The organism is Solibacillus sp. R5-41, from assembly GCF_002736105.1.
In the GTDB taxonomy this organism is placed as follows: Bacteria; Bacillota; Bacilli; order Bacillales_A; family Planococcaceae; genus Solibacillus.
In genome coordinates this window covers 3,065,526-3,080,096 of the sequence record NZ_CP024123.1, presented here as the reverse complement: position 1 = coordinate 3,080,096, position 14,571 = coordinate 3,065,526, and the positions used below count along the sequence as shown (strand labels likewise).

Genomic DNA, 14,571 nt, shown 5'->3' with positions numbered 1-14,571 from the left:
TATGCGTACTTATGAAAATTCTAAAGCAGCATTTACAGAAGCAATTGATTTAATGCCTGGTGGTGTAAATTCACCCGTACGAGCATTTAAATCGGTTAACCTAGAGCCGATTTTTATGGAGTCTGGTTCAGGTGCCGTTATTAAAGACATTGATGGCAATGAATATATTGACTATGTTTTATCATGGGGACCGCTTATTTTAGGACATACGCATCCAGAAGTTGTCACAGCTATTCAAGAACAAGCGGCAAAAGGTGCTTCATTTGGCGCGCCAACATTATCTGAAAATAAATTAGCGAAATTAGTATTAGATCGCTTACCGTCTGTCGAAATGATTCGCTTTGTTTCTTCAGGAACGGAAGCAACGATGTCAGCTCTTCGTTTAGCGCGCGGATATACAGGACGCGACAAAATCTTAAAATTCGAAGGTTCTTATCATGGGCACGGGGATTCATTACTAATTAAAGCGGGTTCAGGTGTTGCGACATTAGGTTTACCAGATTCTCCAGGTGTACCTGTGGCTGTTGCAAAAAATACGTTAACGGTTGCGTACAATGATTTGGAATCAGCAAAATTAGTATTCGAAAAATATGGTCAAGAATTAGCCGCTGTTATTTTAGAGCCTGTTGCAGGAAATATGGGCGTTGTTCCACCACAACCAGGCTTTTTAGAAGGCTTACGCAAGCTAACAGAAGAAAATGGTACGGTGTTAATATTTGATGAAGTCATGACAGGCTTCCGTGTCGATTATGGTTGCGCACAAGAATATTTTGGCATCCAACCAGATCTTACTTGTCTTGGGAAAGTAATTGGTGGTGGCTTACCAGTAGGTGCATTCGGCGGGAAACGTGAAATAATGGAAAATATTGCGCCAGCAGGTCCGATTTATCAAGCGGGTACGTTATCAGGAAATCCACTTGCAATGACGGCAGGTTTTGAAACATTATCACGTTTAAACAAAGAAACATACACATATTTCCGCAAGCTTGGTGACCAATTAGAAGCTGGTTTCCGTGAAGCGGCATCAAAATACAATATTCCACATACTGTAAATCGTGCGGGTTCGATGATAGGCTTTTTCTTCACGAATGAAGATGTTATTGATTTTGAATCGGCAAAAACTTCTGATTTAGCATTATTTGCGGAGTACTTTAAATTAATGGCGGAAGAAGGCATTTTCTTACCACCATCTCAATTCGAAGGTCTCTTTATTTCGACAGCACATACAGAAGCGCATATCGAAAAAACGGTACAAGCATTCCATAAGGTGTTTGAAAAATTAGCTCGTTAATAACAATTGTTCAATTTCGCCTTGGCGTAATTGCGTCCAGATTTTGAATTGTGCTCGCACAATTCAAAGTCTGTGACATCCGCCGGAGGCATTATTTTCATTCAGTGGGCGTTTGAATATCCACTGAAAAAAGACTGAAATAGCATTCATCTTACCATCTGTAGAGGTGGGAGTTATCTACTGAATAATAAAATGACATTTTGCCTACGGGTCGAAATGTCATTTTTGCATTTATTATGTACATACGGTTTGGTAAATTGTCTATTAAAGCACGTAATGTGTCGATATCATAAAGTTTTTCATAAAGAGAATAGATTGCACATAGAGTTATTCGAGGGGGGATCAGATGAAGGATATTTCCTGGGAAATGGATGAGTACTTCTTTTTTCCAAACCATTTGGGTTCTGTAGCAGAAGTACAATCGTTAAAAATTTCACCACAATGGGTGCCGGTGGAACTCGACAATTCGATGCGACTAAATGGTATTTATCATTTTGCTGTAGAAGTTGCTTTCAATAATACGGCGGAAGCGACATTACAAAAAGGCGCCTATATTGAAGAATTAGATTTTAGTGATAACGTTGGCTATTTTGAATATGCCTTACCATTTGGTATTGATTTACCAGATACGGCTAAGCAGCTTGACGGTGTGAAAGTCATAATTGAGGGAGAGCAAAGTGCGGTATTTGATGGAGGCTGTCAGGTAAAGTGGAATGTTCGGTGTCAATATGAAGATAATGTCGTAGAGAAAATCGACAATCAAGAAATATTGGTATTTAAGGACGAAAATGACGAACTTGAATTAAAAATAAATACCCTTTCAGAAACGCTTGAAGCAAGTGCCATTCAAGAAACGTATGAAGCAAATGTAATTCATGAAACACCTGAAGTAAATAAAGTTCCGGAGATTGCTGAAGTAAAAGAAACGGTCGTGCTTAATGTAGTGAATGAAGTCGCTGAATCTCCAAAGCAACTGGAAGAACAATTGATGTATACCGTACCTTCAGATGACTTTTATCACGAACTGTCTGAAGCGTATAAAGTACATCAAATTGTCATTCCAAAAGCTAGAGATAATCACAAGTAAATAAATAACTAAGTCCAATTAAAAGAACGAGTAAAATAATATCGCCTGTTGTCGGGAAAAATATTGTTCGGATAGCTTGGAAAATCGTTATGGGGATGATGCAGTGTTTAATATAAAAACGAGTTTTCCGTAACCAAGGTGGAAGTAAGTATGGATTATAACCTTTCCGCACGTTCATCATCTCCTTTTTGTTAGTATATGCAAGACTAGGTCATGAAGTGAAAAATTGATGCATCGGATTTTGAAAATGAAAAGGCATGGCTTAGCGATCAAGCGGGCTATGTCTTTTCATTTTATTTAAAACAACATCGGGTTAAGTTGACAGGAAAAATTAATACGATTGACACGAATTCCTATATAAAATTGTACGGTATTACATAAATGCAACCGTAAGTTGTCAAAGTGCAACTCCAAGATGGTAGAACTGTATGCCCTTTATTTCTAAAGTAAATAGTGAAGTGAAATTTATTAATGGAGGGAAAAATCATGGTCAAAATGAAGGTTGCAGGAGTTATTTTAACGTTGGGATTATTAGTCTTTTTGAAAATTTACCTGAATTCAATACCAAGAATTAGCGAGTCAATATCAAATATCGTCGTTTTTCTAGGTGTAGTCATTGCTACCATTATATTTGTTGTGTCCAAATTAAAGAAGATGAGTAGTAACAAGTAGGGGAAATTGGGCTGTAAAAAAACTGAGCGAATAATTAATTATTTATCTTTTAATGACAGAATATTTAGTGTATTCATTTTGCTAATACGTAAAGGGAATTTGTTACAATATATATAAACCTATATTTAAAGGAGTTCATACAAATGACATTTGGTGAAAAACTTTTTAAATTAAGAAAAGAAAAAGGACTGTCTCAAGAAGCATTAGCGGAAAAACTAAACACAACAAGGCAAGCAATTAGTAAATGGGAAAATGGCCAAGGATACCCAGAGACAGAAAGGCTTCTTATGATTGGAAATGTTTTTGAGGTAACTATCGACTATTTATTAAAGGATTCTGTTGAGCCAAGCAATGATAAAAAAGCCGGATATTATGTTAGCAAAGAAATGGCAGAAGGATATTTATTGTCTGCAAATAGGGTTTCAAAATATTTAGCGTTAGGTTTTTTCTTAATCGCCTTATCCTGTATTCCCTATTTCATATTTAATCAAGACCCAGCAATATATATAATCCCAACCATTGTTTTAGCTACATTTGGTATCGGGATGTTTGTATCAACATCATTTATTGAAGAAAATCAATATAAAGTATTAAAAACAGAACCCTTGCTATTTGATGAAAATTACCTTAAAGAGTTGACTAATAGATACAAAAATTTAAAGAAAAGATATTTCGTTATTAATCTAGCGGGTTCCGGTTTATTTATCTCTGGAATATTAACTTTAGGAATCGAAAGAAGGTTTTTTACTACTGAATTTTTATTACCTTATTATCCAATCTGTATTGGATTAATTGCAATTGGTATCTACATTGTGATACGAACTTCAAGCCAGCTTGATGCATATAAATTATTGGCGAAAAACGATATCTATACTAATAGAATTTTTTTTAAATTTCAAAGGAAGTTGAGAAAAAGGATGGATGAATTTTAAAAGAAACTGCCTCAAGGTATTCATCTACTGAAAGTGATTGTGATTTATTTGGAGGGGAATAGACACAATTAAAGTTTGAAGCAATCCTAAAATACTGTGATGATTCATTAGGCAAATCTAAATAAGAAATCGCCGCCTCTCATTGGAAGCGGCGTATTCAATGCAGAAAGCTTCAGAATCCTAAACTATAATAGTGGGACTCAGGCTAAAACCGCCACGTGCTTAGCCAGCAGAATATCCACTAGCAAATAAGAATCCTTAATAGTAATTCTAATTAGTATAGGCTGTCCTTTGGTGTGGGAATTTATTGAAGGTGGATAGACATATTGAAAGTTAAAACATCATTTGAAACAGCACAGGGGAATGCTAAAATGTGAAGTTATTGTAAAAATAATTATTGTTTTGTAATTGTCCTTTTAGGAACGTGGAACATTTAGTAAAGTTAGGGCAAGTTCTTTTTTAGGAGTGAAATATTGCGGAATTTATGGGTTATTTTTTGGACATCGTTGAAACTAGGATTCACATCATTTGGAGGACCCGCTGCACATTTAGGTTATTTCCAGCAAATATATGTAAAACAAAAAAAGTGGCTGACAGATGAACAATATTTAGATTTATTGGCATTAAGTCAGTTTTTACCCGGACCCGCCTCCAGTCAGGTAGGTATGGGGATTGGGCTTCGAAAAGGTGGTATCACTGGTAGTATTGCAGCGTTTATCGGATTTACATTACCGTCAGTGATGATGCTCATTATATTTGTTTACATAATGGAACGCTTTCAATTTAGTATTGGCTGGCTACAAGGTTTGAAAATTGTTGCGGTTGCGATTGTTGCCCAAGCCATTTTGGATATGGGTAAAAAAATACTAAAAACCCCTATGCAGTATGCGCTGTTAGTTTTAGTTGCGATTTTATTACTGTACGCTACATCTATTTATTCACAAATTGGTGTTCTTATCGGAAGTGCAATGATTGGTTATTTGTTTTTTAAACAGCCAGGCCAAGTGATTCCAAGTGTCGTTTTTTCAAAAAAATGGGGAGCCGTATTTTTATCCGCATTTTTTGTTTTATTACTCGGCTTGCCTATTGCTGCCCAAACATTAAAATGGGAATGGCTTGTGCTATTTGAAAAGTTTTATTTAGCGGGGTCGCTTGTTTTTGGTGGTGGCCATGTTGTTTTGCCGTTACTAGAATCTCAGTTCGTTGGTTCTTACGTGACAGCAGAAGATTTTTTAGCAGGCTACGGCTTAACACAAGCTGTCCCAGGTCCATTGTTTACGTTTGCTAGTTACTTAGGGATGGTGATTGGTGGAATTCCGATTGCTATACTTGCGACAGTGGCTATCTTTTTACCGGCATTTTTATTAATTGTTGGGGCGTATCCATTTTGGTCAAGTATTAGTAGTCATCAAGCGTTGCGCGGGGCTGTGGCTGGAATGAATGTTGCGGTAATAGGGATTTTAATCGCTGCTTTTATTTCGCCAATCATCACGTCAACGATCTATGATGTAATGGATGCATTTTGGGCAATCGTTTTATTTGTTTTACTTGTAAAGTTTAAAATAAAGCCATGGAATATTGTTCTCATTGGCGTTTTAATTGGCTTTACGTTTTATCGATAAAATCAGCTGAACAAAGAATTTTGTTTGAGCTGTATTATTTTGCGATGGAAACCATCCCTAATACTTGAAATTTTGACGAAAAGAGCTTAAAATATATTCAATTATATAATTGAAACGTAGAGTAGGAAGAGTATGCTTGAACGTGATGGTTAGAGAGGAAACGGTAGCTGAAAAGTTTCTACATTGCACAAGCAGAAGGTAGCCTAGGAGTTGACTTAGTGAACAAAGAGTAGCTAATGTCCGGTTTAACACCGTTATCGAATGAAGTGCCAATTGGCTTTATAAAAAGTGTTTCACAAAGCGTAAATTGACGAATAAATGGCTTGAAAGAAAGCGTTTGTCAGTCAAGGAACGACGAAATGAAGCAACCGCAGTGAACTTAAGGTTCATGAGGATTGCTGAATGAGGAGTGACGCAGAATGCGAACGCTTGACTCAAGCCATTGGAAATAAAGGTGGTACCGCGAAACAACTCCCTCGTCCTTTTAGTGATGAGGGAGTTTTCTGTTTGTTCAAAATCTGGACGTAATTACGTCGAGACGCAATCGATTATCATTTTCTAAAGGAGAGAGTACAATGACTGAAATTTCAATGCCTACAAAGTATGATCCGCAGTCCACAGAAGCAGGCCGCTATGAATGGTGGTTAAAAGGTAAATTTTTCGAAGCAGATCCAACAAGCGATAAGGAACCATACTCAATTGTTATTCCACCGCCAAACGTAACGGGGAAATTACACCTTGGTCACGCATGGGATACAACGTTACAAGATATTTTAACTCGTATGAAGCGCATGCAAGGCTATGATGCACTATGGTTACCAGGGATGGACCACGCAGGGATTGCAACTCAAGCGAAAGTAGAAGAAAAACTGCGCGGAGAAGGCATCACACGTTATGATCTTGGCCGTGAAAAGTTTCTAGAAAAAACATGGGAATGGAAAGAGGAATACGCTTCTCATATCCGTGCGCAATGGTCAAAACTAGGTCTTGGTTTAGATTATTCAAAAGAACGCTTCACATTAGATGAGGGCTTAAACGTAGCTGTTAATGAAGTATTCGTAACATTATACGAAAAAGGCTTAATTTATCGCGGTGAGCGTATTATTAACTGGGATCCAGCTGCTAAAACAGCGTTATCTGACATCGAAGTAATTCACAAAGAAGTAGAAGGCGCATTTTACCATATGGAATACCCATTAGCAGATGGTTCTGGCGTATTACGTGTTGCGACGACTCGACCAGAAACGATGCTTGGTGACTCGGGTATCGCGGTTCACCCTGAAGATGAGCGCTATGCACATTTAGTAGGGAAAACAGTTATCCTGCCAATCGTTGGACGCGAAATTCCAATTGTTGCAGATGATTATGTAGATAAAGATTTCGGAACAGGCGTTGTTAAAATGACACCAGCCCATGACCCAAATGACTTTGAAGTAGGTAACCGTCATAACTTAGAGCGAATTTTAGTTATGCATGAGGACGGCACGATGAATGAGCGTGCTGGTAAATATAATGGTATGGATCGTTTTGAATGCCGTAAGCAAATCGTAGCGGACTTACAAGAAGCGGGCGTATTAGTAGAAATCGAAACGCATGTCCACCAAGTAGGTCACTCAGAGCGTACAAATGCTGTAGTAGAGCCTTATTTATCGAAGCAATGGTTCGTGAAGATGGGTCCATTAGCAGAAGATGCGTTAGCGATGCAAGTGAGTGAGGACGAAAAAGTAAACTTCGTGCCAAATCGATTTGAAAATACGTATAACCGTTGGATGGAAAACATTCATGACTGGTGTATTTCACGTCAATTATGGTGGGGGCATCAAATTCCGGCTTGGTACCATAAGGAAACAGGCGAAGTATATGTAGGTAAAGATGCGCCAGCAGACGCTGAAAACTGGACGCAAGATGAAGATGTACTCGATACATGGTTCTCATCTGCTTTATGGCCGTTTTCTACGATGGATTGGCCAAATAAGGAAAGTGAATTATTCAAACGTTATTATCCAACAAGCACGCTCGTAACGGGCTATGATATTATTTTCTTCTGGGTAAGCCGCATGATTTTCCAAGGGAAGGAATTTACAGGGCAACGTCCATTTAAAGATGTGTTAATTCACGGATTAGTACGTGATTCAGAAGGGCGCAAAATGAGTAAATCCCTTGGTAACGGAGTAGATCCTATGGAAGTAATCGAGCAGTATGGTGCTGACTCTTTACGTTATTTCTTAGCGACAGGGTCTTCACCAGGGCAAGATTTACGTTATTCTACGGAAAAAGTAGAGTCAACGTGGAACTTCGTTAATAAAATTTGGAATGCTTCACGTTTTGCATTAATGAACATGGAAGGCTTAACATTCGAGCAAATCGATTTAACAGGCGACCTTTCAACTGCAGATAAATGGATTTTAACGCGATTAAATGAAACGATAGAACGTGTTACGACATTATCGGATAAATATGAGTTCGGTGAAGTAGGGCGTGAGCTTTATAACTTTATCTGGGATGATTTCTGTTCTTGGTACATTGAAATGGCGAAATTACCATTATACGGTGAAGACGAATCAGCAAAATTAACAACACGTTCAGTATTAGCGTATGTTTTAGACAATACGATGCGTTTATTACACCCATTAATGCCATTCGTAACAGAAGAAATTTGGCAGCACCTTCCGCATGAAGGTGAGTCGATTACAGTAGCGGCTTGGCCAACTGTAAACGCTGCTTACAACTTTAAAGATGAAGCGGTGGAAATGCAGTTATTAATGGATATTATTCGCGCTGTTCGTAACATTCGTGCAGAAGTAAATACGCCAATGAGCAAAAAAGTAGCGATGACAATTTCAGCAAAAGATGCGTCAATTGCAAGTATTTTAGAGGCGAACAAAGGCTATATCGAAAAATTCTGTAACCCAGATGGCTTAACAATTGGCGCAAGCATAGAGGCACCTACTCAAGCAATGTCAGCGGTTGTATCTGGAGCAGAAATCTTCATGCCACTTGCAGGCTTAATTAATATTGACGAAGAAATTATTCGATTAGAAAAAGAGCTTGAGAAATGGGCGAAGGAAGTAAAATTAGTTTCAGGGAAGCTATCAAATGAGCGTTTCGTTTCAAAAGCACCAGAAGCGTTAGTAGCGGTAGAACGTGAAAAGCTAGCGGACTATGAAGCAAAATTTGCAACAGTTGAAAAACGTATTGCAGAATTGAAGAATATGTAAGTTCTATAAAGAGGTGCCGTTATTCTTCGGCACCTCTTTACTTATCTTCATTCAGCAGAAAATGCCGATGCGTAATTGATAGAAGAGAGGGATTAAGATGTTTCAAACTATACAGCAGTGTACGGATTTTATATTTACGCTAAAGGCGAGTCAGTATAAAGGGGAACCATTGCAATCTGCGAAGATCATTTTAGAGCAGTTAGGGAGTCCAGAGCAAAAAACGAAATTTATTCATTTTGCAGGTTCTAATGGCAAAGGCTCAACATTAAATGCAACACGAGAACTGTTAATGGAACATCGTTTAACAGTAGGTGCCTTTATTTCACCACATTTTGAACGTGCGAATGAGCGTATTACAATTAATAAAAAGCAAATTTCGGATGAAGCTTTTTTAAGAATTGCGAATCGAATAACGGGTATTATCGATGAAAAGCTAAATGGGCAGTTTCCGAGTTTCTTTGAATTCATGACACTCATTGCGCTTCAATATTTTTCAGAACAGCGGATCGATGTCGCGTTATTAGAAGTTGGGATTGGTGGAAAATTAGACTCTACAAATGTCATCACACCAGAAATTTCGGTTATTACAACGATTTCACTAGAGCATACAGACATGCTAGGGGATACATATGCACAAATCGCGTCTGAAAAGGCAGGGATCATTAAGTGTGGCAAACCTGTTGTGATTGGTGTGAAAAATAGCGAAGCACTGACAACAATTAAGCAAGTTGCACTTGAACAAAAGGCCCCGATATTTGTTTTAGGAGAGCAGTTTACTGTTGAAAGCCACGACGTCGGTATTTTTGATTATAAGGGATACGCTTCGATTGAAAAAATTGAGCTTGCGATGGTTGGTGAACACCAGGTGAATAATGCGGCGCTTGCGATAACAGCAGCTCAGCTTTTTTTGAACATGCTTGATTCTGAAAAAGTAAAGAAAGCGATGAAGCAGGCGAAATGGGCAGGACGATTTGAGCGTGTTGGGACAACGATCATTTTAGATGGTGCACATAATTCAGAAGGAACAATTTCGCTTATTGAAACACTTAAGCACGTTGAACCGCATAAAAAATACAAATTTATTTATGCGGCATTGCAAGATAAGGACCATGAAGTAAGCATCCGATTAATGGACAATATAGCATCCGCCATGTATTTCACACAAATTGATTTACCGCGCGCAGCAAAAGCACAGCAGCTAGCGAGCCAAAGTGAGCATGCACAAAAGTTTGCACATGAAAATTGGCAGCAACTAATTGAACAGCAAATGCATGAGCTAAAACAAGATGAATTATTAATTATTACAGGGTCCCTTTATTTTATAGCAGAGGTGCGCGGTGAATTTGTGAAGAAAGGGTTGATTTAATTGATTCCACTTCTTGAGTATTATAAAGAACGGTGGCATGTGCAAAGCGAGCGAGTAATCAAGCCGGGTTTAGCTGCGATTAAGCAGGCGCTCGAAAGATTAAATAATCCGCAAAATGCCCTTTCAGTTGTTCATTTTGCAGGGACAAATGGAAAAGGTTCTACCCTTACTTTTGTAGAACAAATTGCAAGGCAGCATGGGTTAACTGTTGGGAAGTTCATGTCGCCATGTATAGTGGATATTCATGATCAAATTCAAATAAATGGACATCCCATTGAGAGTGAGCAGTTGGACGGGCTATTTCAACAATTGGAAAAGGCTGGTTTAAGTGGGAAGCTAACCGATTTTGAACTATTAACCGTCATTGCATTTCTTTATTTTAAACAACAAAACGTCGATTTAGTGTTGTTAGAGGCGGGTATGGGCGGTCGTGAAGATAGTACAAATGTTGTAGAGCCCATCGTTTCGATTATCCCAAGTATTGCGCTGGAGCATACGAATTTTTTAGGGACAACTTTGATGAGCATTGCCACTCATAAAGCAGGCATTATTAAAGCAAATAAGCCCGTAATTATTGGGGGTTTACCAGAAGAAGCCGAGCAAGTTATTATTGCCGAAGCACTGCAACAACAAGCAAAACTCTTAAAATTAGGGCGGGACTTTGACGTTTACGAAGCGGAACAAGGTGAGGTGTATGAAAATGCTGTGCAACATTTAGTCATTCCAGCACTGCAACGTCAGCTACCTGGTCAGCATCAGGCACAAAATATGGCTTTGGCTATTACCGCTTTTTTTGAAGTGGCGAAAGCTTTGAATGTGTCACCTGTGCTAAATAAAGTGCAAGCAGGGGTACAAAATGCAACGGTTCCTGGACGCTTTGAGCAAGTTTTACCGAACCTATATTTTGACGGTGCACATAATCCTGCAAGTATTCGAATGCTTGTCGATACGATTAAACAGCAATTTCCAGGGAAGCGCATTGAATTTGTACTCGGTATTTTGGCGGATAAAGATGTAGAGGCGGTACTTCGGATTTTGGAGGAAGTGGGGGATGCTTTTTATTTTGTAAATCTTGAAAATGAGCGCGCGATGAAGGCAGCATATATTTTACAATTGAGTCGTGCGAAAGAAAAAGAAATTATAGCAGATGAGCAATCGTTCTTACGAGAAAAAATACCGCAACAAACAATCCGATTTGTAACGGGATCACTCTATTTATTAAGTGAAATTCGTCTGAAGTTAAAATAAAATCGCGAGTTCTAAAAATAAGTTCCAAGGGAATGGATACATTCATAAGGCTTTATTTCAAGAGCGCCCAGCAAATAGTATCGGAAATTAGGGGGAAAGTTTTTTTCGACATGACGACAATAGTCTAGTCAAACTATCTTAAAGTGTTGAATTAACGGAGATTACAAAAGCGTGGTAACATTTGGATACCGTTTAATATTATTTTTGTTTAAATTCTAAAATTTGAGCAGGTTTGAAGTCGTGTTCCATCTGGAATACGGCTTCTTCTTCTGTGGAAGGAAATAAATGTGAATATGTGTTTAGTGTAGTGGCTACATTAGAATGACCAAGTCTTTTCGCAACTATGGATGGTATTGCACCATTGTTAATTAAATAACTCGAATGTGAGTGCCGGAAATTCTAAATTCTAATTTGTTTCACATGTGCAGTTTTCACGTACTTTTCATACCTTGCTCTTAATCCTGTTGAAGAGATAGCACTTGTAATTTTACCAAAACCAAATACAATGTAGTTCATTTTAGGATTTTCTCTAGTTGAATAGTATGTAGTTATTGGATAAAACAGCTCAAGAATTAGGTTGGTTGTGAGCGAAAGAAATTGTTGAGTAACGAAAAGAGAATGTAGGATGAATTATTATATTTTTTTATATTTCGGGCTTACTTCGTTCCGACTTGGCTTCATCAAAATGGCGACATTTACTTTTGGTAATGAATCAATTTTTACATAGAAAAAACGGGCGATGTCAAAAGCTGATTATTCAACTCTGACTCGCCCGGATTTCTATTTAATAGAATTTAATGCTTCTTGTGAAACGTAGAAATCAGTACCATTATAAACATTGATCGTATTGAATGTAAAAGTGTCAGTTACCGAATCACCATTTTCTAATGTCTTCTCATAATTGACAATGTTTTTGTTAACAGGAATCGAATATGTGTGATTATCCTTTTGTGCGATGAATATAGGATTTTCTTTATCGGATACATCAATTTTAGTCGTGAAGCCTTTTTTTGTTAATGCTTCTGATGCAGGCACATACAATTCATCCGTCAATTCACCTAAATCAAAGTTCATAAATTTAGCCATCGTAAGTGCTAAATCTGTATTTTCCACAAGTCCTGTCACTTTAGAAGGACCATAAGAGTATAGGAACACATCCTCACCTGTATGCCCTCCGGTTGTAAAGCCAATGTTAGCACGGTTGGCAAGCATTTTTGCCATTTCACTGCCTAAATCTTTAGCAGATGTTAATGTTGCAAGCTCTTCCTCTGTTAAATTATCTAAACCGTAAAGAGTAGCTACCTCAACAATATTTGATTTGTCCTCTTTTAATTGGCTAAGTGCACCCTCAATAGTCATCGTTGCTTTTTTCAATGGATCAATATAAGCGGATACAGGGATACTTGAGTATGTACTTGTTGTATTAGCATTACCCATCGTTATTCCAGAGTTACCATGGTCTGTTACAGCAATAACCATTGTATTTCCGTCTTCTTTTGCGAATTCAACCGCTTCTTTTACAGCATCATCAAACGATAAAATATCACTGATGATACCAATCGTATCGTTAGCGTGTGCTGCCCAGTCTACTTTACTACCTTCAACGAATAAGAAGAAGCCGTCCTCATCTTTTTTTAGTGTATCGATAGCTTTGTCTGTCATTTCAGCAAGTGTTGGTTCATCGATATTTGTAGCTTTACGGTCAAAATCATAAGCAAGTGCACTTGGTGCAAAGCTTCCCCAAATTCTATCGGCGTCGGTCTTTAATAATTCATCCCGTGTTTTCACAAGATCGTACTGCTGATCTTCAAGAACAGAAATTAAATTTTCCCCATCTTTACGAGCGTTTTTTGTTGTGCCTGGTGTTAACGATTCTAGTCCGCCACCTAAAACAACATCAATGTTTTGGTAAACCTGTTGCTCCGCGATATCACCGTACTGACTTCTATTTTTTACATGAGCAGAAAAACCTGCTGGTGTTGCATGTTGGATTTCTGAAGTTGAAATAATGCCCGTTGCCTTACCTTCTTTTTTAGCACCCTCTAAAACATTTGCTACAGGTTTGAAGGCATCCTCTGTTGCGATTTGTTCAAGCCCTGGAGAATTAACGACAGAAGGTAAAACACCGACATATTTATCGTTTGATTTGTGTCCAGTCGCTAATGCTGTTGCGGCAGGCGCAGAGTCAGTAATAGCAGAATCTGCAGAGTAAGTACGCATCGCTCCTGATAAAATTTCGTCCATTGCTAGGTTTCCACCTTTATACCAACGAGAAAGAGTGACGGCGTTATTACTGCTACCGTCCATCACAAGCATGATAACGTTTGTTGGTTTTTTTACTTCCGCTGCTTTTACCTCTGGTTGTGCAATACTAACCGATGATAAAGTGATTGCGCTTGCTAAAAATAATGAACTCCATTTTTTTGAAAACTTCATGGTTTTCCTCCTCATAATTGAAATCTATGTAAGTGTAACTGAGAAATGTGTAGTTGCTATTAAATGGATGTAAAAGATTATGGAGTTTTTGTTAATGTAGTGTGTTTTTTCAAAGTTTGGGAGTGCGTATGCTAGGTCGATCTTTAGAGGAAAAAGGGTATACTACGTTAGCACCTCGCTATAAAGGTCACAGTGTGGAATAGAAGAAACTCCACAAAAGGAACGTCCAGTGCCGTTTTATGTTTGGTTAAATGAGCGTGAGAGTCATCCACAGGTTGCTAACTTTACAACATTAGAAAACTGGCTTGAATGGTGAAAGGAGAGATGGTGAAAAGACGTATTTTAAAATCATGGAATTAGCAGGTCAAACAAACATATTTGATTAATGATTACGCCAATGAGCATCCGTAATAATGGATTTATGTAAGGTGATAACGTGAAAACTAGATTTTATGATGATGAAGTTTCATATATAAATAGTTGCCATCCACAATTATTAGAGATAGGGGAAATCGTCGGTAAGCATCACGATTTTTATTTGATAAAACGACAAACAATTGGCAAGGGAAGTGTCATATGTACCAGGAGATGGTTGGAAAGTATCTGTAGGAGTAAATAGAGCCATGAACGAATTTAAGTACAATGACTTTGAAAAGATACCACACCTAGTCCTTGGTGGCGCTATGTGATACGGTAAAA

The 14,571-nt window shown here is 38.1% G+C and carries 9 protein-coding genes, 1 pseudogene and 1 other annotated feature; of the genes and pseudogenes, 7 read left to right on the top strand and 3 right to left on the bottom strand.

The genetic code is table 11. From position 1 onward, the window contains the following. Position 1: 1 nt before the first annotated feature. Together hemL and CSE16_RS15230 are read left to right on the top strand one after the other, a co-directional pair. On the top strand, positions 2-1,291 hold the full coding sequence (gene hemL / locus CSE16_RS15235; RefSeq protein WP_099424698.1) for a glutamate-1-semialdehyde 2,1-aminomutase: 1,290 nt from the start codon (positions 2-4) through the stop codon (positions 1,289-1,291). A 346-nt stretch (positions 1,292-1,637) separates the two neighbouring features. Then, entirely contained in the window at positions 1,638-2,378 is a 741-nt protein-coding gene (locus CSE16_RS15230; protein ID WP_099424697.1) for a hypothetical protein, read from the top strand. Here the strand turns inward: CSE16_RS15230 and CSE16_RS21960 are convergent. Then, on the bottom strand, positions 2,359-2,550 hold the full coding sequence (locus CSE16_RS21960; protein ID WP_099424696.1) for a hypothetical protein: 192 nt from the start codon (positions 2,548-2,550) through the stop codon (positions 2,359-2,361). The genes CSE16_RS15230 and CSE16_RS21960 overlap by 20 nt on opposite strands. A 643-nt stretch (positions 2,551-3,193) precedes the next feature. Here CSE16_RS21960 and CSE16_RS15215 point away from each other — a divergent pair. From CSE16_RS15215 to CSE16_RS15195, 5 genes are all read left to right on the top strand, one after another. Further along, positions 3,194-3,982 carry a helix-turn-helix domain-containing protein gene (locus tag CSE16_RS15215; protein WP_099424694.1) on the top strand — a complete coding sequence of 263 codons (789 nt, stop codon included), beginning with the start codon at positions 3,194-3,196 and terminating at the stop codon, positions 3,980-3,982. A gap of 473 nt (positions 3,983-4,455) precedes the next feature. After that, positions 4,456-5,604: a chromate efflux transporter gene (chrA, locus tag CSE16_RS15210; RefSeq protein WP_099424693.1), complete on the top strand. Its 1,149-nt coding sequence runs from the start codon at positions 4,456-4,458 to the stop codon at positions 5,602-5,604. Positions 5,605-5,712: 108 nt separating this feature from the next. Continuing rightward, positions 5,713-6,091 (top strand) — a binding site (T-box leader). A gap of 88 nt (positions 6,092-6,179) precedes the next feature. Continuing rightward, positions 6,180-8,822 carry a valine--tRNA ligase gene (locus CSE16_RS15205; protein ID WP_099424692.1) on the top strand — a complete coding sequence of 881 codons (2,643 nt, stop codon included), beginning with the start codon at positions 6,180-6,182 and terminating at the stop codon, positions 8,820-8,822. Positions 8,823-8,919: 97 nt separating this feature from the next. After that, positions 8,920-10,188 (top strand): bifunctional folylpolyglutamate synthase/dihydrofolate synthase, encoded by a 1,269-nt coding sequence (locus tag CSE16_RS15200; protein WP_099424691.1) that lies wholly within the window; start codon positions 8,920-8,922, stop codon positions 10,186-10,188. After that, positions 10,189-11,436, top strand: coding sequence for a bifunctional folylpolyglutamate synthase/dihydrofolate synthase (locus tag CSE16_RS15195; RefSeq protein WP_099424690.1), 1,248 nt, complete (start codon positions 10,189-10,191; stop codon positions 11,434-11,436). 198 nt (positions 11,437-11,634) lie between these two features. On the opposite strand, the pseudogene CSE16_RS21955 reads toward CSE16_RS15195, so the two are convergent. Continuing rightward, positions 11,635-11,820 (bottom strand): annotated as a pseudogene (locus CSE16_RS21955) (site-specific integrase); the annotation flags it as partial. A 396-nt stretch (positions 11,821-12,216) separates the two neighbouring features. Next, a complete protein-coding gene (locus tag CSE16_RS15185) occupies positions 12,217-13,872 on the bottom strand; it encodes an alkaline phosphatase (RefSeq protein ID WP_099424689.1) in 1,656 nt (551 codons plus the stop codon). Between the last annotated feature and the right edge of the window lie 699 nt (positions 13,873-14,571).

What these genes read in the sequence shown, in the direction of transcription:
- hemL (WP_099424698.1), top strand. Translation starts at nt 2, where the DNA reads ATGCGTACTTATGAAAATTCTAAAGCAGCATTTACAGAAGCAATTGAT.
- CSE16_RS15230 (WP_099424697.1), top strand. Translation starts at nt 1,638, where the DNA reads ATGAAGGATATTTCCTGGGAAATGGATGAGTACTTCTTTTTTCCAAAC.
- CSE16_RS15185 (WP_099424689.1), bottom strand. Translation starts at nt 13,872, where the DNA reads ATGAAGTTTTCAAAAAAATGGAGTTCATTATTTTTAGCAAGCGCAATC.
- CSE16_RS15215 (WP_099424694.1), top strand. Translation starts at nt 3,194, where the DNA reads ATGACATTTGGTGAAAAACTTTTTAAATTAAGAAAAGAAAAAGGACTG.
- CSE16_RS15200 (WP_099424691.1), top strand. Translation starts at nt 8,920, where the DNA reads ATGTTTCAAACTATACAGCAGTGTACGGATTTTATATTTACGCTAAAG.
- CSE16_RS15205 (WP_099424692.1), top strand. Translation starts at nt 6,180, where the DNA reads ATGACTGAAATTTCAATGCCTACAAAGTATGATCCGCAGTCCACAGAA.